The sequence below is a fragment of the Nostoc commune NIES-4072 genome (genome assembly GCF_003113895.1).
Classification (GTDB): Bacteria; Cyanobacteriota; Cyanobacteriia; order Cyanobacteriales; family Nostocaceae; genus Nostoc; species Nostoc commune.
Genome location: NZ_BDUD01000001.1, coordinates 3223078 through 3244190, shown reverse-complemented (window position 1 = coordinate 3244190; position 21113 = coordinate 3223078). Strand labels below are relative to the sequence as shown.

Below are 21113 nucleotides of genomic sequence, written 5' to 3'. Positions count from 1 at the left end.
TCTCTCCTTTACTCCTGACGACCACCTAGAGGATTTGCCCGACCAGCTACACTTTCAATAGCCGTTAACGCTCCCGCCGCACCTGCTAGAATATCCTGTTCTTGTCCACCTAAGTAAAGCCGTCCAAAGCTACCTACAGCTTGAACTTCAAGAATATTAATCCTCGCTGCTTTCTCCGCTTCATTGGCAGCCAGGGCGGCATAAGCAGCAGGCTCCACTTCTAATACATATAGTGTTTGTCCTGCTAGTAATAGCTGTCCCCGACGCGTGCGATTAATGAGTTGTGTTTGATAAGCATCAATGTTGCGGATAATCTGGCTAGAAATAACACGCGGTTTGAGACATTCCTCTCTTCGGACTCCCAGTGCCGCCAAAATTGCTTGACCAGCAGCTCGCGTTTCGCCTTGGGAGCTAGAATGAACTTCCAATAGTCCGTACAGTCGTTCAACTACCTGTACTCCCGGACGGACAGAGGCAGATTTCAGAGCTATATCTGTAATTTTATTAATTTCGATACCAGGAGAGATTTCAATCCACAGTGATGTATCCCCTGGTAATGGTAAGAAGCCTTGAGCTACTGTTCCCATATATGCTGCATGTTGAGGTTGCAGGCTGTCGAGAAATACGAAACTGCGTAGTTCTATTCCCAAGATTTTGCTCTCCAGTCATAAGGGTAAAAGTTATCTATTGCAAGATAGAAGCGCCTAATTTGGGGCATTTTTGCCACAAGTGCAGGATGGAAAAACACAAAGTAGAAAAATTTTGCTGTCGATAAATTTTACGCCTGAGAAGTATTCTGGCAGGAAAAACCGCCTTGACAATTGTACAAGCTTTATTACACACAAATCGCTGTCTGCAATGCCCAACTGGTCTTGACTTACTGATAAACTTGATGTTACAAAAAAGTCCAATAGCTAAACTGATGCGGGAAAAGTCCACTGGACTTCTGCGGATATCTTCAAAATGCTGCCAAAATCCCAGCTAATCAAACTCACAGTACTAGGATTTATACATTGACAAAGTAGACAAGTAGTGGCTTTGGTGGAAACAAGAAAATATCCGAAAATCAGCAACTTCAGTTTGGAGATTAAGTATACACCTACCAAAATGAGATGCACTCATTGCTAAATCATGGTAAATACAAATTTAAAACTAAGATTTAAACCCGTTTCTCACAGTTGGGTTGCTCTGCATCCACAACCTAAAGGAGTAATTCAATTTATTGCAGGGGCTTTCTTTGGTACATTTGGCCCCATGATTTTTTATCGCTATCTGCTGCAATGCCTATATGAGCAGGGATATACAATTATTCTTTTGCCGTTTAATTTTACTTTTAATCATTATGTAGAAGCTGGTTTCCTCATGAGAGAGCAGTATGAAATTCTGCCAGAGCTTGTGAGGATGGCAAGCGTTGAAGGATATGATTATGAAGCTTATCTAGATGATAAAAACTTTTCTTGGATTGGACATAGCCTTGGCTGTAAATATATCTCCCTGTTAGAAGGATTTACTGCTTTACCTCCAGAGCCTCAAGATAGAGAAAAGTTTATTCGGAATCTGCTATCTTATACTTCGGATGAGTCACAAATAGAAAGTGTTATTGCAGACATTAACCTTCTCTTTGAGGAACTTAAACAAAAAATTGTAGAAGATCGGAAGCTAATTTACAGTTACGTAAATCGGGAAATCAAAATTAACAGTGTCTTCATTAAAGGGCAGGCTTCTGTCCTATTAGCACCTGCCATTGCTGATACAGGGAGCGCAATTCGTCCTCAGTTTTTAGCGAATCTCATCGATAATCTGGGTTGGGGTGTGAAACCAACCGTTGAAGAGACCCAAAACTTAATTAAGGATAGTGGTTTATTTAATATCATGGGTTTAGTTTGTTTTCAATCTGATAATATTGCTAAAGTAACCTGTGAGTGGTTTACTAATATTCTAAAAAAACCACCCCAAAAATTTGTACAAACTGTAAAGGGTGGACATTTAAAACCATTAGGTATTCAACTAGGCAAGGTTGTAATTAATCTTTTTAATCGACCTTTTATTGAATCAGTGGAAGAACGAAATAGAGGCTTTGAATCTCATGTAATTCAATTAATTGAGGAACTAAAAAAGAATAAATAACAAAAGTACTGAAAGTTCCAAAATCATTAAGTTAATAATATAGCGCTTCTTAAGCAAAAAGACAGATTGCTTTCTCAATTTGCCTTTTTGCTTTTTAAAATGAGCAATTTACCCACTGATCATAGTTATTGCTGTTTTGTACAAACCATTAGTTATTGAGCATGAAGTAAATTACTGCTTTTTCTCTATTGTCTCACCCTCTTTTATAACAATCCTAACTCTTCTGGAAAGCCTAGCATGATGTTTAAGTTTTGGATTGCGGCTCCCGATGCACCTTTGCCCAAATTATCGAGACGAGCAACTAGCAATGCTTCTTTGGTAGTGTCATTGGCGAATACAAATACCTGAACAGTATTAGTGCCGTTCATTGCGTAGGCGTAGCCCGTCGTAGACATCGCATCCAAAAATATTCCGTCTCGCAGCAGTGTAGAATCTTGGTATGGAGCAACCTGGACAAATTTTTCACTTTGGTAGTAGTTAACAATTGCTTGATGAATAACCTCACCTGATGGTGGATTATCCAAAATTCCTAACGGCAAAGGTATCTGAACCAGCATCCCTCGCTCAAAATCCCCTACTGCTGGTACGAATAGCGGCGGCGATGCTAACTCTGAATAATAATGCATTTCCTTGACATGCTTATGTCCAAACTGCAAACCGTAGATACCATAAGGATAGAGCGACTCTCCTCCAGCCTCCTGTTCATGGAAGGTATGGTATTGCTTAATCAGATTCTTTCCGCCACCAGAGTAACCTGACACTGCATTGACGGTGATGGGAAAATTGCTCTTTAAAATTCCTTTAGCAATCAACGGACGGATACAGGCTAAAAATCCTGTAGGATAACAGCCTGGATTGCTGACAAACTGAGCGCTGGCGATTTTCTCTCGCTGTCCTGGATTGAGTTCAGGAAAACCATATACCCAGTTATTAGCTGTGCGATGGGCACTACTAGCATCAAGGATTTTAACCGTAGTACTACTTACTAAGCTAACAGCTTCGCGGGCTGCATCATCAGGTAGGCAGAGAATGACAACATCAACGGCATTAATTAATTTAGCTCGCTCAGTTGCATCCCTACGTTTAGATGCCTCAATGCTAACTAACTCGATATCATCCCGTTGATTGAGGCGTGAGTAAATATGTAAGCCAGTGGTTCCTGATTCCCCATCAATAAAAATCTTAGGTTTAGCAATCATGCGTCCAGCATCCTGATCTGTGAGTAGTATTATGCAGTAAATCAATTCATGCTGGTCAAATTGCTTGCTTTTTGCTCAGTCAGGAGTTGATTTAGGGAGAAAGCCAGGGCAAACGCATCTAAAGTATAAGAATCCTTTGACAAGGTTAAGGCGTTTAATTCCCCTGTCTAAAAAGGGTAGCACGTTCAGGGTAAGCACGTTTCAAATAGTAGCGATCGCTTGATTAAACCAAGTCTTAACCTACCCATAAAGTATAGGATAATTAGCTTTAAGTACTAAAACGTAATCTGCGGAAGCATTATATATTTGAAAAGATCAGATTTATTAGCTTTTGGAATTTCTTAATTATGAAGCCTAACTTAAAAGACATTGCTGGTAGTTCTCCCCGCCGTCAAATTCTCAAAACTGCTTTTACCTTTGTGACTGGTTTAACCGCCACATCACTGGTTTCTTTTTTGATGCCCAAATCCACAAAGCCAGCACAAGCAATTGTTGTGCAACAACCAAATGAGTTTGAACTTGAGGGCGAAGGTACTAAGATTGAGTATTCGATTCTCAAGGGAGTTCCACAGCTTGATTACAGAACTAAAAACATTTCCACTCGTTTTAGTGGTAACGAAATTCAGACATTAGCTACTGATATCGGTACACTAGTGACAGTTATTATTAGCAAGCCACCAAACCCTGACTTTGGAGGAAATGTAGTTAAACTGAGCTTACTTTTGCCAATTATTAACCTATTTATCGGCAATGCAGAAACTCCTGTCCAAACCGAAGCCATTTTAACTACTCAAAAAACATCAGGATTTATTCGTACTCCCCTGTCTGGACAATTACAGTCATATCAGACTATAGTACTCCGGGGAACTGCCAAAGCAAACGCATCTTAAAATTGCATCCAAAAATGCAGTATAGATTAACGCTGCTCTGGATTTACACCAGAGCAGTTTTATCTTGTACAGGCTCTCTGACCACAGCTAAAAACAACTAAATCGGTGAATCAACTAAAAGTTCTGGGGTGGGAGTGGTTTTCCTTGGCTCTTAGAAATATTAACTACATTTAAAGCTTTGGCAATTGCAATAACGTCATTCGCAGAGGTAAAAGTTAAATTTAAATTTTTTGTGTTGCTCACGACATCTAAAAAATAATGAGTATGTTATGTTACTGAGCGAGATCATTAATTATCTCATTTTCAGCAATTAACTTAAGTGTGAATACAGCCCTTACGGTATAGTCATCCAAAGGATTTCTAAATCCTTCCTGACCAAGACTATACTAAAATTTCTGGTGATTTCTCACTAAAAGCTAGTTATGAATAACGAATTGAGAGTACCTAATTTTACAACTAATTTGTGAAATCAAGTACTACAAAATCCGTTACTCCAAGCCATTCAAGCTGTTTTCGATTGTATGGAATAGATATCTGTTAAGGAGCAAAGTATTGCGTCCCATAGCTGGTTGCATCCATACGAAAATCGCTATACCCAGTTTGAGGGATATCCATAAAAATAAATCTCCAGCTTTATTAAAACGAATAACCGACTACGCCGACACTGAAACTACCTTCGGCGGAGCAGTTCTCAAAGAGTAGGTTGGAGATTTATTTCTGGTTCGTGTCTGAGCAAATTTTTGTAGGAGTTAAGTGAACAAGATGAACCTGTACAAACAACGTCAAAGCAAAAATAGCGTATTGATTTTGACTTCTCTGGCTGTGTTGGCGTCTCCATTAGTATTGCCCTTACCACAAGCCTCTGCACAAACATTAACGACCGTCGTAAATTTTAACGGTACTAATGGAGCGGCCCCAAGAGCAGGTGTGTTTGCAGGGAAAGATGGCAATCTTTATGGAACCACTTCCGCAGGTGGTTCGCAAGATAGAGGAACAGCATTCAAATTAACTGGTACTAATTTTAGTACTCTGACCACACTAGTTAACTTCACTGGAACCAATGGAACTAACCCAGTTGCTAGATTATTCCAGGCAAGTGATGACAATCTATATGGTGCAACCTTTACAGGTGGTACAAATAACCTCGGTACATTGTTTAAGTTGCAAAAACCGAATTTTACAAACTTGACAACTCTTTTAAATTTCAATGGCACTAATGGAGCCAACCCAGCAGGTCGATTGATTTCAGGTAGCGATGGCAGCTTGGTGGGGATAACTTCTGCTGGTGGGGTCAACAGCAAAGGAACTGTATTCAAGATTCCTCTGACTGGTGGTGTCCCTACTATCTTAGTTAACTTCAACGGTACTAATGGAGCAACTCCATTAGCAAGGTTGCAATTAGGTAGTGACGGAAACTACTATGGCAGCGCCTCAGCAGGTGGAGCAACTAATGATGGTGTGGTATACAAGTTAACTCCCGCAGGAGCAATAACTTCATATAACTTTAGTGGCGCTAATGGGCGAAATCCCCGGTCTGCATTAATTGAAGATGGTGGATTTCTTTATGGCACAACTTTTCTGGGTGGAGCCAGTAATCGAGGAGCTATATTTAGGTTTCCGCTCGGTGGCGGTACACCAGTTTTAGTTGCCAGTTTCAATGGTACCAATGGGGCCAACCCCACAGCTGCACTCACAAAAGGAAGCGACGGTAACTTTTACGGTACGACTTCTACAGGTGGTGCAAATAATAAAGGAGGCATCTATCGGTTGACACCTGGAGGAACCCTCACTTTGTTGTTTAGTTTTAATGGCACGAATGGGGCAACGCCAGAGTCCACCCTAATTCAACTTGCTAATGGTGCATTTTATGGTACTACCTCTGCTGAAGGCGCTTCTGGACAAGGAACTGTGTTTAAATTTACACCATAGCCTCAAATACAATCTACTTGCTAAATAAATAGTAGAACGTAGATTAGATAAATTTAGATTTTTCCATTTTCAGATAGTTAGGCTGACTGACTATCTGAAAGTGGAAAAGACATTCGCAGATAACCAAATACCTTCATGATGAAGCAAAATAATTAATCAGATTGTTACTGAGAAACTGTCAAAAGTACAATCTGATTTTTTGTTTTAAGAATAGACCTCTTGCATAATCAAAAATAATAATCCCACGCCGCCAAAGCTACACTTTGTCTCTCCTGCTTATCTGAACTAAGGCTACTCCTCCCAAGCGAGAGTGCGTTTCACTGCCTTTTGCCATGTAGCAAAATTGGACAATGGAGCATCGCTCCCCGGCTCAAACACACGTTCAATTTGCCGTTGTTCCACCAGTGCTTTATAGCTCTGCCAAAATCCTACAGCTAAACCTGCTGCAAATGCTGCACCTTGAACGGTCGTATCACGCATTACCGGACGTTCAACTGGAATACCTAATACATCCGCTTGGAACTGCATCAGAAAATTATTCTCGCAAGCACCACCATCTACCGTTAATCGCCCAACTGGAGTACTACTAGAGGCATTAATCGCCTGTACTACTTCCAGAACTTGATAAGCGATCGCTTCCAACACGGCGCGAACTAGATGCTCTGGTTGTACACTGGCGGTAATGCCGAAAAAGGCTCCCCTGGCGCTCATATCCCAGTAAGGTGCGCCTAGTCCACTAAATGCAGGCACAAAGTAGACTCCGCCATTATCTCTTACCTGATTTGCCATCGCTTCACTTTCAGCAGCAGTTTTAATCAGCTTCAGGCGATCGCGTAACCATTGAATACAAGCTCCACTAGTAAACATACTACCTTCTAAGGCATAGCCTACATCTAAAGTTCCCTTTGGATTTGCTTGTGTCCATGCCACTGTAGAAATAAGTTGATGGTGTGAGCGCACAATTTGATCGCCTGTATGAGCGACTAAAAAGCTACCAGTACCGTAAGTACATTTCATCAAACCGGGGCGATCGCAGCCATGACCAAATAGAGCAGCTTGTTGATCCCCCAAAATCGCAGTAATCGGAATTTCAGCACCCAACAAGGTAGCATCAGTGACTCCAAATACTCCTAAACTAGGCTGAATTTGGGGCAAAATATGCGCCGGAAGCTGAAATAGTTCAAGTAAGTTCTCATCCCACTCAAAGGTTTTGAGATTCATCAACATTGTCCGGCTGGCGTTGCTGTGGTCAGTAGCATGGACTTTACCACCTGTGAGGTTCCACAGCACCCAGGTATCAATAGTGCCTGCTAAGACATTATTCAGGTCAATATCTGTAAACTTGTCTAATAGCCACCTAAACTTAGTAGCAGAAAAGTAGGCATCGATGATTAATCCGGTGCGATCGTAAATTTCATTAGCGTAGCCTTGCTGTTGTAATTGGTGGCAAAGGGGAGCAGTGCGGCGATCTTGCCAGACGATCGCTCTATGGAGTGGTTTACCAGTAGTTTTGTCCCAAATCAAACAGGTTTCACGCTGTACAGTTAGCCCCAAAGCTGCGATCGTAGATGGAGTAATCTGGGCATTATCAATTGCGGTTTGCATTACCCAACACGTATCCTGCCAGATTTGTTGAGGGTCATGTTCTAACCATCCGGGCTGAGGATAATACTGAGTTAGTTCTTTGTATGCCTGTCCAACAATCTTGCCGTCTGCGTTAAACACAAAGGCGCGGTTACCTGTCGTACCTAAGTCCAGTGCTAAGATGTAGCCCAATGATTGAGTTATGTTGCCAAGTGTGTGCATAGCTGCTTTGACATGCTGCGTAGGCGATTTTAGCAATACACGTCAAATTAGATATACATTATTTTGGGTACATTTTGAGTTACCTGTTGAGATAGCGTTGCGCTTACCTTGCTGTGTCCGCCTCAAATCCCAGATCCTTCACAACGTTGCAGGACGCTGTGCATTTGAATTATGTGTAAGTAAATCGACACAAAAAATTATGATATAAATGCTGCGATCGAGGGAACATTACACATAACTTTATACTAGTTTTAGTATTAATTTCTGTGACAACGTACAAAGTGTCACGTTCTTCAAGTTTGATTACGATACTAAAGTTTTATACTTCGCATATCAAAAGTAATACTAATAATAAAAGTTAAAACTATCAAAATACAACAAAACTTTAGCATGTTCAAACTTCACCTAAATCGAAATGCACTACTAGCTTTGTTATTGCTTGTGCCAGTTCCGAGCATTGGTGTTGCAACTCAACTGTATATGCTCCCCGGCTTGAAAGGACATTTAGTAGCTTTATTATCTAAAATCTGGATGTTGGTACTACCCATTATTTGGTTGTTATTTATCGATAAAGAGAATTTAAAAGCCCAATATCCTAAAAGACGCGATTTGTTGGCTGGAGTTGGATTAGGGCTACTGATGCTATGCATCATGTTGATTGTTTATTGGCTACTGGGCGCAAAGTGGATAGATGTTGAATATGTTCGTGATAGAGCAACGCAAGTTGGATTGGACAGTTTTGTGGTTTACTTAGTAGGTTCAGCCTACTGGATATTTGTCAATTCTTTACTTGAGGAATTTGTCTGGCGTTGGTTTGTCTATCGCAAATGTGAAATGTTGGTATCGAGTCCTTTAGCTGTAGTACTATCTGCACTGTTTTTTACGATTCATCACATTGTTGGTTTGGCAGCTTACTTTGACTGGCGTGCAACAACATTATGCTCATTGGGTGTGTTCCTAGCAGGGGCGATTTGGTCATGGTGCTACTTAACTTATTGCTCAATCTGGCCTGGATACATCAGCCATATTTTTGCAGATATAGCAATTTTCTTAATTGGCTGGCAACTTATTTTTGCTTAATAAAGATGTCACATTGCTTCTTTGTATAAGTACGCTCAAAATTCAAAATTCCAAGTCATCAATCTACAAGAAAGTAATTAATCAAAATCTTTCAATATCATGTGTTTTTTTAAGTCAAAACTGATTACACCTTCTTCTTGTAATTTGCCGATCAATCGTGTAATTGTTACCCTGGTAGTGCAGCAAGCGCTAGCAATATCTTCGTGAGTAAAGCGAACACTTAGGCGAGTTCCCTCCGGCACAGTTTCACCAACTTCCCGTTTCAAAAGTTGTAATAGATGGTGCAAGCGCTCTTGTACCCGTCGTCTTCCAGAAATGACTAGAAAAGATTCTGTTTGGCGTAAGCGCTGATTAATTTTTGGTAAAAGGATATGGCTCAGGTTGGGAGAAGCTGCTATCTCTGCTGCATAAATTGACACCAACTCAACATCAGAGAGGGCTGTTGCTTGGTAAATGTTTAAAGATGTTAAACTAGAGCCAAAAACCATTTCTGCTGTTGCCAATCCTATTAAAATTTCTTCACCAGTTTCACAGTAAGTACTAAGTTTGACCAAACCCTGACAAACATACAAAACTACTAATGGGTTGAGGGGAATAGTTTCTCCTTTAGAGAATTTCTGTACAGGACGATCATACAAGAGGTTGCTATCATTTTTAACTACTGCTGATTCTACCCCTTTCCGTTCAGAAATATTACGTAAGATCCAGCGTAAAGAGGTTGCCTTACCCTGCGGATTCTGGGCAACTGCCACTGTCAAAGCTGCATCAAATAACTCACCATGATGTTGTTGCAAGCGTATCAATAGCTCTTTAACTCTGTCTGATTGAGATAGTTCTATAAGTTCGGTACGAAGGTGCTGACGTTCTTCTAGAGGGACGAAGTTAATCATTGGTTTACCCACCAAAAATTGCTTTGAAACATTGAGCAATTTAACTGCGGTGAAGTTAGCTTCTTGGATAATTCCTTCTGTATTAGTCACTAAATAGGCGTCAGGCGCAAAGTCGAATAATTCTTGATAGTGTTGGCGTTCTGATTCTAACCAATTCCGTGTTTGTATTAGTTCCTCATTTTGTTGATGGAGTTCCTCTGCTGCTAACTGCACTATCTTTGAAGTGTTATAGAGTTCTTTAAAAGCTTGCGGCAGCAGTTCAGGTGAAATCCAAGGTAATACACTAGCAGTTTGGTATAAATCTGCTAAACGATTGTGCAATGTTTCTGAGCGTTGGATAAATTTTTCTATGTTCACCTTAAATTCCCGCTACTTACTTGCAAAGTTGAAGCAAAAAATCTACTAGGTAAATTATTGGAAAAATTGCAGTATTTCATATTATAAATTTAACTAGTTCTAAACTGCAATTATTATTCAATAGAACCTATAAGAATATGTCTATATCTAGGTTTTCAACAAGTTATGTCTCATAGTACTACAGACAGTTGGTATAGTAGTGTAAATGACATGTATTGTATTTAACCTAGATGAGTAAAGCAGATTAAATCTAGGGAATTAGAGAGTGTGCATTGATAACTTTTGCTACTCAGATGGTTTTTACAAAAAGCTTACAACATTTTGCTAAGTATTATTTCTACCTTTAGTGGGAAGATTTGGTAAACTTAGCTAAATACGAATGCAAAATCGGTTGACCCCAGATTATGCTAATTTGTGATTAAGCTTAATAAGCCAGTCATAATTATGACTCGGAGAGAAATTAGATGAAACAGCACAGTTAGAAAACTCTGAATCTCAACTTTAAGTTCCTGTTCTTGTTTAACCCAATTTTTCATTTTCCCAATGAATGATTTATTACTAATAATAATTATTTCCATGATTACTTAGAATAACTAATAATTTTTTCCCCAACTTCCATCACAAGCATCAACCTACTACTACCAAAGATATATAGTTTAAGTTAAGTTTATTTGTAATTATGAATACATTTTTTCCACAAAAAGATTCGTGACTTCTTACCAAAAGTCAGAAATCTGAGCTTTTGGACTTTCACAAGTCTATGAAGTAACTATATGGCATAAGCAAAAGTAAGACTAATGGATATTAATAAATTAAATTTATTTGTATAATAAATTACATAACAAGTTAACAATTATCCGCCTCTTTAGTTAGAGGATAAATCAACCAATAAGCTGGTGTAATTTAAAAATGCGTAACAGCTTATCAACGCGCAAGTTATTAAGGAGTGATGGGTGAGGTGTAAATACTATAAAATCTCATCTCGTCACTTTTTTTACTTACTTCAGTTCACAAGGCTTATCAACTAATTAAATTACACACAAAACTATATTAAGTAATATAAAATTATTGTAATCGATTTCGTAGTAAGGATTTCAGTCATTATTTTGGGACTAGAGTTCTTACTACAAACCTTTAATTATTTACACCGTTTTACTTAAATATTCATAATTCACCATACATATACTTAGGTTTTTTAAAAAATCAAATCTGATTGCTATAGACAGATGAGTATCCATTCCGGAACGCATACAGGTACTTTGATAAAAGTCACTTCATAAAAATCAGGTTTTATTAAAACTTTATATATTTTTGGTTGTAGTTCATTAAATATACGATTTATTGGCTAATTTACTGAAAATCGCGTTTTTCAAAAACTTCAGTAAAATTCCTATTTTAATAATAAAAAAATACGACTAAATTATTAATAGTTAGTGCTGACTTAATTGATGAATAAGCGTCAATGATTTCAGGTGTATCTAATTGCAGGCTTTCTGTAAGCTCAATTCCATAATTCTAGAATAACCTCTTTCTTAAAAGAAGAGCAGAGTTTAGCTTTCCCCAACCCTACAAGGGTTGGGGGTGTTTTGTTAGGTCTACATTGCAATACGCTTGGGTTAAAGATTTTAGCTATGTAGAGAGGTTGCAATGCAACCTCTCTACAAAGGATTTGGGGCTTAACTGAAATGTATTGGTCTAAATGTGAGGCATACTCTGATTTGCTTTATCCTTGCAGTTGACAGAGCAATAAACCAAACCATTGATTTGAATCTGTCCACACTTGGAGAGGTAATAAACCTTGTGCGCTGAGTTGCTGCTTGATAATATTGAGGTCAAATTTACGGGAAATTTCGGTGAGGATAGTCTCACCTAATGCAAAATTAACCTTGAGGTTAAGAGCGCGTAATTCTACAATTTGCGATCGCAAGCTGCGTAAATGCATTTCTATTTGATGTTCATTTTCATTGTAAAATGCCCAGTGTTCAAACTGGGTGGTATCAAAATTCCCCTCAAACTGTTGATTTAAATGCTCCAGTATATTGAGGTTAAATGCTGCCGTTACTCCCTGACTGTCGTTATAAGCTGGTTCCAAAATCTGTTTCGGCTTTCGTAAATCTATCCCCAACAAGAAATACTCACCTACTTGTAGGGCTTCTGTAATTTGAGAGAAGAATACATCACATTCATTAGGCGTAAGATTACCTAAACTACTACCAATAAAACAAATCATCCTGCTGGGTAATTGCGTCGGTAGGAGTTTTGCAAGGGCTAATTCATAAGTTGCCGCTAAAGCATAAACTTGCAGTAAGGGATAATCTCTTAATAACTGCTTGGCGCTACTTTCCAATATACCTGCACACACATCAATTGGTAAGTAGTGCAAGGGATAGTCTAGCTGCTGGTAGGCATCTAGTAAAATGCGGGTTTTGATAGAATTGCCACTGCCAAGTTCTACTAATTCACAAGCGCCAGTTATCTTGGCAATTTCACCAGCATACTGTTGTAAAATCGTTGTTTCTGTGCGTGTGAGATAATATTCTGGTAAATCACAGATTAGCTCAAATAGCTCAGAACCACGGTCATCATAAAAGTAAGAGGGGGGTAGAGATTTAGATGTTTGAGTTAATCCCTTCACTACATCACTCCCAGTACTAGGTGCAACTATTTGAGTTGCTCCTATCAAACACTGCATCTGCAAGCGTTTTTCAACGGTGTTTTGAGAAGTAACGTTCCTGTTGAGAGCTTTAGATATCGACATTAAACCTCCGTATGCTTGGCGTAATAGATTACCTGTAATGGCAAACCTTTACTCTAATTAGTGAAACACATAGCCATAGCTAATAAAATCATGCTTGAGCAATATTGCTCAAGCTTTAAAGCTATTTTTAGGAATTTCCTGATTCAAATGACAATATAGCGGTTTTCCTTTATATAAGGTACATCGGTAGGGGGACGAATACTGCCGTGCCCCTATGTTGTGTTGTTGAGGCTCTGAACTCTAAGTTCTATCCTTAGAACTCGGAACTTCATGCTCAGAACTATTTAAGCTTACCCTGAGAACTCGGATGTTCTAAACTGGAACTACATTTAAAAATTAGATAGGAGGTAAACAACAATGCTACGAACTATTGAAGGAATTTATAAAAATGGCAAAATTGAACTAGCTGAAACACCACAAGGTATTACTGAAAGCAGAGTCTTTGTTACTTTCTTAGAAACAAAAGCCACGACTTGGCCAGAAACAATTATGCAACATCAACGTGTAGTAGAAAGTATTATTTTTGAGTCCTACCGAGACGAACTCCTACCACCTAACGAATTCGAGTTGCAATGAGGGGTTATTTAGTTAATACCTGCGTAATTAGTAATTTTTCAAACGAGAAAAAATACTATAAAGCTATTAAAATCTACTACCCAAATTAGAAGTATTTTAAATACAACAGGTACTACTATCGGTTTTTATGAAATATTAATTGCAGCAACAGCACTAACTCATAATCATATTTTTGTAACATCTAATGTTCGATAATTTGAAAGAGTACCTAGCTTGCAAATAGAGAATTGGCGTTCTTATTAAATTACATATCAATGTATTGGAAATGGGGCTTTAGACTATTAATTGTATTTTTAGGGCTGTGGCTACTCCTGGATCTGGGTTCTCGCATGGGAGCAGAGATTTTTTGGTTTCAGGAAGTTGGCTATCTCCAAGTATTTTTGTTGAGGGTGGTAACTCGTGGTGTTTTGTGGGTAGTGGTGGCTGGGATAACTGCTGCCTATCTACTGCTAAACCTGGCTCTAGCACAACGGCTAAAATATCCCCAGTCGCTGAAGATTGAAGAAGTCAGGCGTGAGGAAGCACAACTGAGCAGTGAATTAAAAAATTTTCTCAGTCCTCATTATCCGAGAGGCAACGAAACCCGGACACTTACGCCGCAACCCTTTAAACCATTCAGATTGCGCTGGTTATTACCCCTAGCTTTGGTACTAAGCTTGTTGATCGGGTTAATGCTGGCTCACTATGGTCAAATTGCTTTTTCTTACTGGCATCCTCCAGTAAATAAAGCTAGTCAACCCATTCTTGCCTTATTTCGACCAGAGACAATTTGGCACCTCTTGAGGCAGATTTTCTCTCAAGTATCGTATCTCGGTTTAATTGGGGGAGTAGCGATCGCAATTTTAATCTATCCCCAATTTTTACTAACTGCGATCGCACTTCTCTTCAGTCCAATTTTTGGGTTGATCGTATTCCAAAACTGGGCGAAGGTGCTGCAATATTTCCACCCCACCCTTTTCAACAGTACTGAGCCTTTATTTGGTCGAGATATCAGCTTTTACGTCTTTTCTTTACCCTTTTGGGAACTGTTAGAACTCTGGCTGATGGGATTATGTTTGTATGGCTTTGTCGCTGTTACCCTTACTTATCTCTTGTCGGCTGACAGTTTGAGTCAGGGGATTTTCCCCGGTTTTTCACCCCAGCAGCAGCGTCATTTATACGGTATGGGTGGCTTGTTGATGCTGGTAATGGCTTTTAGTTATTGGCTGAGTCGCTATGAACTGGTGTATTCTACCCGTGGAGTAAGTTATGGTGCTAGCTATACCGATGTGACAGCCCAGTTGCCAGCTTACACCGTCTTGTGCATCGTGGCAGTAGCGATCGCAACTTATCTACTTTGGCGAACATTTTTCTGGAAACCCAAATCTCAATATCGTCGTTTAGTATTTTACGGTTTAGGGGTTTATCTAGTACTAGTTGTAGCAGCTGATGTTGTTATACCTGCTGTGGTGCAATCTTTAATTGTTCAACCTAATGAGTTACAACGAGAGCAACCCTACATTCAGCGAACTATAGCTTTAACTCGCCAAGCATTCGATCTAGAGGCGATCGATGCCAGAACCTTCAACCCCCAAGGAACACTAACTGAAGCTGATATTCAAAATAATGACTTGACAATTCGGAATATTCGCCTTTGGGATCAGCGCCCACTGTTACAAACTAACCGTCAGCTGCAACAAATCCGGCCGTATTATCGGTTCCCCGATGCCGATATTGATCGGTATACTCTGAAAACAGATGTAACTTCACGCCGACCATCAGCTCCCCAAAAACCGCCAGAACCGGAGCAGCAAGCAGCTGAACCAACAGAACGGCGGCAGGTACTGATTGCTGGACGAGAACTAAACTACAGTGCAGTACCACAGGAAGCTCAAACATGGGTTAACCGCCATTTAATTTATACCCACGGTTTTGGGTTCACTGTTAGCCCAGTTAATACAGTTGGCCCGGGTGGGCTACCAGAATATTTTGTCAAAGATATTAGCGGTAATAGTAGCGCTCTCACAACTTCCAGTGAAGCCATTCGTGACAGTATTCCCATTGGGCAACCCCGAATTTATTACGGTGAAATAGCCAATACTTACGTGATGACTGGCACAAGAGTTAGAGAGTTAGACTATCCCAGTGGTAGTGACAATGTTTACAACTCTTATGATGGTCTAGGTGGTGTTGAAATCGGTTCAGCATGGCGACGCGTGCTGTTTGCCATGTATTTGAAGGATTGGCAAATGTTATTCACACGGGACTTTTTGCCTGAGACAAGGGTGTTGTTCCGGCGAAATGTGAAGCAACGTATTCAAGCGATCGCACCTTTCCTCAAATTTGACAGCGACCCTTATTTAGTGGCTGCTGCTGCAAATCTTGATTTACCAAGTAATCCCAGTTATCTTTACTGGATTGTTGATGCCTACACAACAAGCGATCGCTATCCTTACTCAGACACTGGTAGCGATGGGATCAACTACATCCGTAACTCAATCAAGGTAGTGATTGATGCATACAACGGCAGTGTTAATTTTTATATTGCTGATCCCAGCGATCCGATAATTGCCACTTGGTCAAAGATATTTCCCAACACCTTCAAACCGCTCAGTGCCATGCCAGTTAGTCTCCGCAGTCATATTCGGTATCCGGTGGACTTTTTCAAAATTCAATCTGAGCGGTTGATGACCTATCACATGACTGATCCCCAGGTATTTTACAATCGGGAAGACCAGTGGCAGATTCCTAACGAAATCTATGGCAGTGAAGCCCGTCCGGTAGAACCGTATTATGTGATTACTAGTCTACCCACCGTACCCTTTGTTGGCGCAGCCTCTCGTAGAGAAGAGTTTATCCTGCTTTTACCCTATACTCCCAGACAACGGACTAATTTAATCGCTTGGTTAGCGGCGCGATCGGATGGCGAAAACTACGGTAAGTTATTGTTATATACTTTTCCTAAAGAAAGACTGATTTACGGAACAGAGCAAATTGAGGCGCGAATTAACCAAGACCCAGTAATTTCTCAGCAAATTTCCCTGTGGAATCGCCAGGGGTCGAGAGCTATTCAGGGCAATCTATTAGTAATTCCCATTGAGCAATCACTGCTGTATGTTGAGCCAATCTATTTAGAAGCCACACAGAATAGCTTACCTACTTTGGTGCGGGTAGTTGTGGCTTACGAAAACCGAATTGTCATGGCACAAACCTTAGAACAAGCATTGCAAGGAATTTTTAAACCAGAGGTTACGCCAGCCCCGCCGATTATCCGTCCCTTTGAAGAAGCAGCCCCACCAGGTTAAGTGATTTTAAGGCTAAATAGTTACATAGCAGGTAATAGTGAGCGATCGCCATTAACAAAATTTATTGGAACAGACATAGTTTAATGGGTCAACATAAAGTAATAGACACTAAAAGCTAATGGACATGGTACAAAGTAACCAACTAGAGATTCGCCACATTAGTCCTGAAGTGAGGAAGTTGATTAAAATGTACGCCGATGTTAATAACTGTACGCAGTCTGAGATGTTGGAACGCATGATTTTGGAGTGGGATTCCCAACAAAGCCAGAGCGAACGACCGCCAGGAGATGAAGATGAATAGCTTTCTTGGACAATCTTTAGTCAGCTTCTAGGGAGAGGCTTTCAGAAATTTGGCTCTTTAGTTGGAGAAAAACTTTTTAGAGATTGGGTCTTGTTTGAGGGACTGAATAAAATCCCTCAAAGTCATCATGCTGCCTGTTAAGGTGAATTTAGGAGTGCCATTTTGAGCAACGATTCTCACTTCACCATCTTGGATCTGAATCTTATTTTTAATACTATCCCATAGAGTCTCGAAGCTCTGATCATCGTTGCAACCACTGGCTTCAAGGAATCTTTGGCGTACTTCTGTTTTTAGTGCTAGTGCTTCTGCTGCTTGAGTCCGCGCCTCAAAGTGCTTAATTACATCCTCATAAGCACTCTCCCTAAGAGTTTTGTTTTCAGCCTGGACTTGCTGTAACTGAGTTTTTACGGCTTGCAGTTGGGACGCTAAAGCAGCTGATTTGTGGTATTCAACTTTTAAGGCTTGCTTTGCATTGGCTAACAAAGTTTTATAATCTAGCTGATCTTGATTTTTTTCGGATTGCATTTTTATCTCTCGATCAACAGATTTTTAGTTATCAACTCTCGTCAGTTATATGATAAAAACTGGCGAGAGCTTAGTAAATATTCTCTATGTTATCTAAGTATTAGTTAGTTCACCAATAATGGTGATTCAGAGCTAGGATTCTCTTGAATACTACTCAGACTAGAACTAATGTGGGAGCGGATAGCTCGTTCATAAACACTAGTCTGCTGAGTGCGTACCCCTACAGCTTGATATATTAAGTTAACATCTGGGAATTCAGACCAATACATCAAAAAAATGTCTTTAGCTGGAGTAATAATTTCATAATTATTCTCCTGTCTTTTCTTTCTAAGTTTACAATTATTTAGTTGCAATTTTTGTCTGAATAGTTGTTCAAATTCTGAAATTAAATCTGAAGTATTTTTCATGGTTTATACACGTTAAAACGTGTTAATTATGCAAAGACTATCTGGTGATATTACTAAGTATGACACTTCAGATACCTCTTACTATATAGTGTATCAGTTATCGGGTATTTGAGAAGAGGATTCAGAGGCAGGCTCTGGTAGAAAAGAGGCTATGCGATCGCTGCGATCTGTTGATCAGGATTTTACTTAGCACAACTTTGGTATTTATTCACTTATACTTTAACAGTTTGGCTTAGATCCATATTCCTCGGTCGAAGCAAGCTATGCATAGCCTCTGGTATAGAAGCGGCTTGCCGTGAAGCATCGCTGTTTCAGTGTAGCTAGTTAGCAGAGACACCCTATATAATCACACAGCTAAATCATATTCTCTTTAGAGCTTTAGGGGGCAATCAGTACTTACAGGCTACAGCCTGGGACTTCAAGACCCTCTGCAAAGCTGATTAATTCCAAGTATTCTGGATTTTCTACGAACTTTTTGGCTGCTAGCAATCCGGCAATGCTCCAAGTTTGATAAGTTCTAGCTTCTTTGCCAATCAAACGACCATTGTTGCCATCGTAGTATTCTGGGAATTTATCCTTAAATAAACGCCTTTCGGCAATGGCGATCGCTGCTTGGGCAAGTTCTGTTCGACCTGCTTTCAGTGCCGCAGCAGTAAATAACCACAGTAAAACGGGCCAGTTACCGCCGTTGTGATAAGACCAAGCCCTGTTTTTAGAATCACATCCTGTAACAATTCTCCACTCTAAACCTTCCATTGCTGGAAAGCAGATTTTAACAGGCATGTAGCCGATCAAGTCTTGCCAACGTTGGGCAAATAAATTCATAATGCTTTGAGATTCTTTTTCACTTGCTAAGGAAGCTAAGATTGCCATCAGATTTCCCAGAGCAAAAAAGCGAAAATCTATCCGTCCCGGCCCCAAATTTCCCGCTAAATATCCTCCAGTTTCGGGCAACCACTCGGTCAACCAAGTGGGGATTGATTCTGAGTTGATGTTGAATTTATTAACAATTTCTTTACCAAATTCGTTATCCTTGTAACGATAAATTTCCCCCAATCGCTTCAGGTCTAACCAGTAATAGTTGCGGATATGATATTTCAAAGATCCCAATCGCCTATTGACTTTGCTAAGGTAGGTATCACCATCCCCATCTGGTAAAACCAATTCACTAGCAGCCCTGAGAGACGCATAGAATAATACTTGAATTTCTAGAGGATGTTCGTAGACTCCCATGCGACGGTCAATCATAAACGCGCCATCGGGAACTAACATTGTTGGGTACATAGAAAAGCGATGTACCAAACAAAGATCCAAAATTAACTTGATTCCCGCTTGAAAATCTGGCTGACGCGCTAGAGTCAAATCGCCGGTAGCTTTTTCATAAGCGCGTAGCAAGAGAATCCACCACATACAAGAATCAATTGGGGGAACACGAGCGATCGCCAGTTCACCAAAATCAGCGACTAAAAATTCCTCATTCCCATTAGAATGTACTTTGAAACTTGCAGGCATTAATCCCGCTCCTGGTTCAAAGCAGTCTATCTGCTTTTCATGACTTTGTAATTTCAGTGTTTCTACTAAGAAGTTACGCACAATCTCTGCTTTGCCGTGCATGAGAAACACTAAGGCAGAAGGGACAAAATCGCGGAGGAAGCACTGATCATAATTGAGTGCATCTGACTCCGCATCTCTGGCGGCTACAGTACCAATGGGTTTTCCCTGGTAATAAATTATCGACTCTTCCAACAATTCCCAGGCTTCTGCTTCGAGCAGACTGTTCTTATTGATCGCGCTAGTCATGGGCGTTTAATTCCACTAATGGTATGTATCGGCTCAATTGTGGAAAGTACGCAAGCCTTACTTCAACGAACAGGCAGGGGGACATGACTTCATCAAGAACTGCTGTGGAGCAGAGCAGAATATAGGTCTGAATCTCCCACAACAACCAAGCGTAGTTCTCGTACCATACGGAAAGCTAAGGCAATAGGCAGGGTGTTTACGTAGCTCTACCTTTGGCGCAGCCTCTCCAAGAGTTGGGTCAACCGTCGAATCCCCTTTCTGTTCTATCCCCCTTGCTCCCTGCTCCCTGCTCCCTTGCCTCTCTTTCAAGCTGACCAGCTTTCTCGGAAGTCAGCATACAGAGTCAATCCACCATCTATGAATAGGGTTTGTCCGGTGATGTAGGCGGCTTCATCCGAAGCTAAAAAAGCTACTGCGGCTGCCATCTCCTCTGAGGAGCCAGCACGCCCCATTGGGATGTGACTTTCCACGATCGCCTTTTTTTCAGGATCATCTATCCAGGCTTGATTTATTGGCGTGACTGTTGCTCCGGGGGCAATGGCGTTGACACGAATACCTTGCTTGGCATATTCCAATGCTAAAGTTTTGGTTAGGTTTTCCATACCGCCTTTGCTAATGGAATAACTGATATACATGGGTCGCGGAATAATTTCGTGAACGCTGGAAATATTAATAATCACCCCCGGACGATTAACAGACAAGAGGTGTTTAATAGTTTCACGGGCGCAAAGATAAGCACCCCGGAGATTGACTGCAATTACCCGGTCAAAGTCTGCTGTGGTAACTTCGTGGGATGGACTTTCTGTTTGAATGCCAGCATTGTTAACTAGAATATCTAAACTGCCAAATTCCTTGACTACGGTGTTAACCATCTCAACAATGTCTGATTCTTGGGAGACATCTCCCTGAACCGGTAGCGACTTCACACCACAAGTTTCGATATTTCCGCAGGCTTTTTGCAATGCCATCTCTTCCGTGTCTGCCGCAGCTTCGGGGTCTTTGCGGTAATTGATGGCGATGTTGCACCCTTCTTGAGCAAGTCTGATAGCGATCGCCTGACCAATACCTGAAGTTGCACCTGTAATTAAAGCATTCTTTCCTTTTAACCCTATCATATTTCCTGCCTAAGCTGCCCTTACTTGAATTTGCACCAGTCAAAAAATTTTGGATTTTAGATTATTCTT

General features: G+C 40.4%; 16 protein-coding genes. 7 read left to right on the top strand and 9 right to left on the bottom strand.

Annotation, left to right across the window (positions count from 1 at the left end; translation table 11 throughout):
- Positions 1–8: 8 nt before the first annotated feature.
- A complete protein-coding gene (gene ccmP, locus CDC33_RS14400; protein WP_109009033.1) occupies positions 9–650 on the bottom strand; it encodes a beta-carboxysome protein CcmP in 642 nt (213 codons plus the stop codon).
- Positions 651–1131: 481 nt separating this feature from the next.
- Between ccmP and CDC33_RS14395 the strand changes: the two genes are divergently transcribed.
- A complete protein-coding gene (locus CDC33_RS14395) occupies positions 1132–2127 on the top strand; it encodes a DUF1350 family protein (protein ID WP_109009032.1) in 996 nt (331 codons plus the stop codon).
- Between the two features lie 203 nt (positions 2128–2330).
- On the opposite strand, the gene argC is transcribed toward CDC33_RS14395, so the two are convergent.
- Entirely contained in the window at positions 2331–3323 is a 993-nt protein-coding gene (argC, locus tag CDC33_RS14390; protein WP_109012575.1) for an N-acetyl-gamma-glutamyl-phosphate reductase, read from the bottom strand.
- A gap of 350 nt (positions 3324–3673) precedes the next feature.
- Between argC and CDC33_RS14385 the strand changes: the two genes are divergently transcribed.
- Positions 3674–4216 carry a hypothetical protein gene (locus CDC33_RS14385; RefSeq protein WP_109009031.1) on the top strand — a complete coding sequence of 181 codons (543 nt, stop codon included), beginning with the start codon at positions 3674–3676 and terminating at the stop codon, positions 4214–4216.
- Positions 4217–4978: 762 nt separating this feature from the next.
- Positions 4979–6145 (top strand): choice-of-anchor tandem repeat GloVer-containing protein, encoded by a 1167-nt coding sequence (locus CDC33_RS14380; protein ID WP_109009030.1) that lies wholly within the window; start codon positions 4979–4981, stop codon positions 6143–6145.
- A gap of 291 nt (positions 6146–6436) precedes the next feature.
- Here CDC33_RS14380 and glpK read toward each other — a convergent pair whose 3' ends face one another.
- Entirely contained in the window at positions 6437–7951 is a 1515-nt protein-coding gene (glpK, locus tag CDC33_RS14375; protein ID WP_109009029.1) for a glycerol kinase GlpK, read from the bottom strand.
- Positions 7952–8341: 390 nt separating this feature from the next.
- Between glpK and CDC33_RS14370 the strand changes: the two genes are divergently transcribed.
- The gene (locus CDC33_RS14370) at positions 8342–9031 is read left to right on the top strand and encodes a CPBP family intramembrane glutamic endopeptidase (RefSeq protein WP_109009028.1); all 690 of its coding nucleotides are present in this window, start codon (positions 8342–8344) and stop codon (positions 9029–9031) included.
- A 77-nt stretch (positions 9032–9108) separates the two neighbouring features.
- Here CDC33_RS14370 and CDC33_RS14365 read toward each other — a convergent pair whose 3' ends face one another.
- Together CDC33_RS14365 and egtD are read right to left on the bottom strand one after the other, a co-directional pair.
- Positions 9109–10278: a helix-turn-helix domain-containing protein gene (locus CDC33_RS14365; protein WP_109009027.1), complete on the bottom strand. Its 1170-nt coding sequence runs from the start codon at positions 10276–10278 to the stop codon at positions 9109–9111.
- Positions 10279–12001: 1723 nt separating this feature from the next.
- Positions 12002–13036, bottom strand: coding sequence for an L-histidine N(alpha)-methyltransferase (gene egtD, locus CDC33_RS14360; protein WP_109009026.1), 1035 nt, complete (start codon positions 13034–13036; stop codon positions 12002–12004).
- A gap of 357 nt (positions 13037–13393) precedes the next feature.
- On the opposite strand from egtD, the gene CDC33_RS14355 reads away from it, so the two are divergent.
- The 3 genes from CDC33_RS14355 to CDC33_RS14345 all read left to right on the top strand — a co-directional run bounded on the left by CDC33_RS14355 (position 13394) and on the right by CDC33_RS14345 (position 17197).
- Positions 13394–13612 (top strand): hypothetical protein, encoded by a 219-nt coding sequence (locus tag CDC33_RS14355; protein ID WP_109009025.1) that lies wholly within the window; start codon positions 13394–13396, stop codon positions 13610–13612.
- A gap of 254 nt (positions 13613–13866) precedes the next feature.
- Entirely contained in the window at positions 13867–16896 is a 3030-nt protein-coding gene (locus tag CDC33_RS14350) for a UPF0182 family protein (RefSeq protein ID WP_109009024.1), read from the top strand.
- 118 nt (positions 16897–17014) lie between these two features.
- A complete protein-coding gene (locus tag CDC33_RS14345) occupies positions 17015–17197 on the top strand; it encodes a hypothetical protein (RefSeq protein ID WP_109009023.1) in 183 nt (60 codons plus the stop codon).
- Positions 17198–17254: 57 nt separating this feature from the next.
- Here CDC33_RS14345 and CDC33_RS14340 read toward each other — a convergent pair whose 3' ends face one another.
- The 4 genes from CDC33_RS14340 to CDC33_RS14325 all read right to left on the bottom strand — a co-directional run bounded on the left by CDC33_RS14340 (position 17255) and on the right by CDC33_RS14325 (position 21044).
- Positions 17255–17722, bottom strand: coding sequence for a hypothetical protein (locus tag CDC33_RS14340; protein WP_109009022.1), 468 nt, complete (start codon positions 17720–17722; stop codon positions 17255–17257).
- A 104-nt stretch (positions 17723–17826) separates the two neighbouring features.
- The gene (locus CDC33_RS14335) at positions 17827–18129 is read right to left on the bottom strand and encodes a hypothetical protein (RefSeq protein ID WP_100900794.1); all 303 of its coding nucleotides are present in this window, start codon (positions 18127–18129) and stop codon (positions 17827–17829) included.
- 396 nt (positions 18130–18525) lie between these two features.
- Complete coding sequence (locus tag CDC33_RS14330; protein ID WP_109009021.1) at positions 18526–19929, bottom strand: glycoside hydrolase 100 family protein; 1404 nt, start codon at positions 19927–19929, stop codon at positions 18526–18528.
- A gap of 305 nt (positions 19930–20234) precedes the next feature.
- On the bottom strand, positions 20235–21044 hold the full coding sequence (locus CDC33_RS14325; RefSeq protein WP_109009020.1) for an SDR family oxidoreductase: 810 nt from the start codon (positions 21042–21044) through the stop codon (positions 20235–20237).
- Positions 21045–21113: the final 69 nt, after the last annotated feature.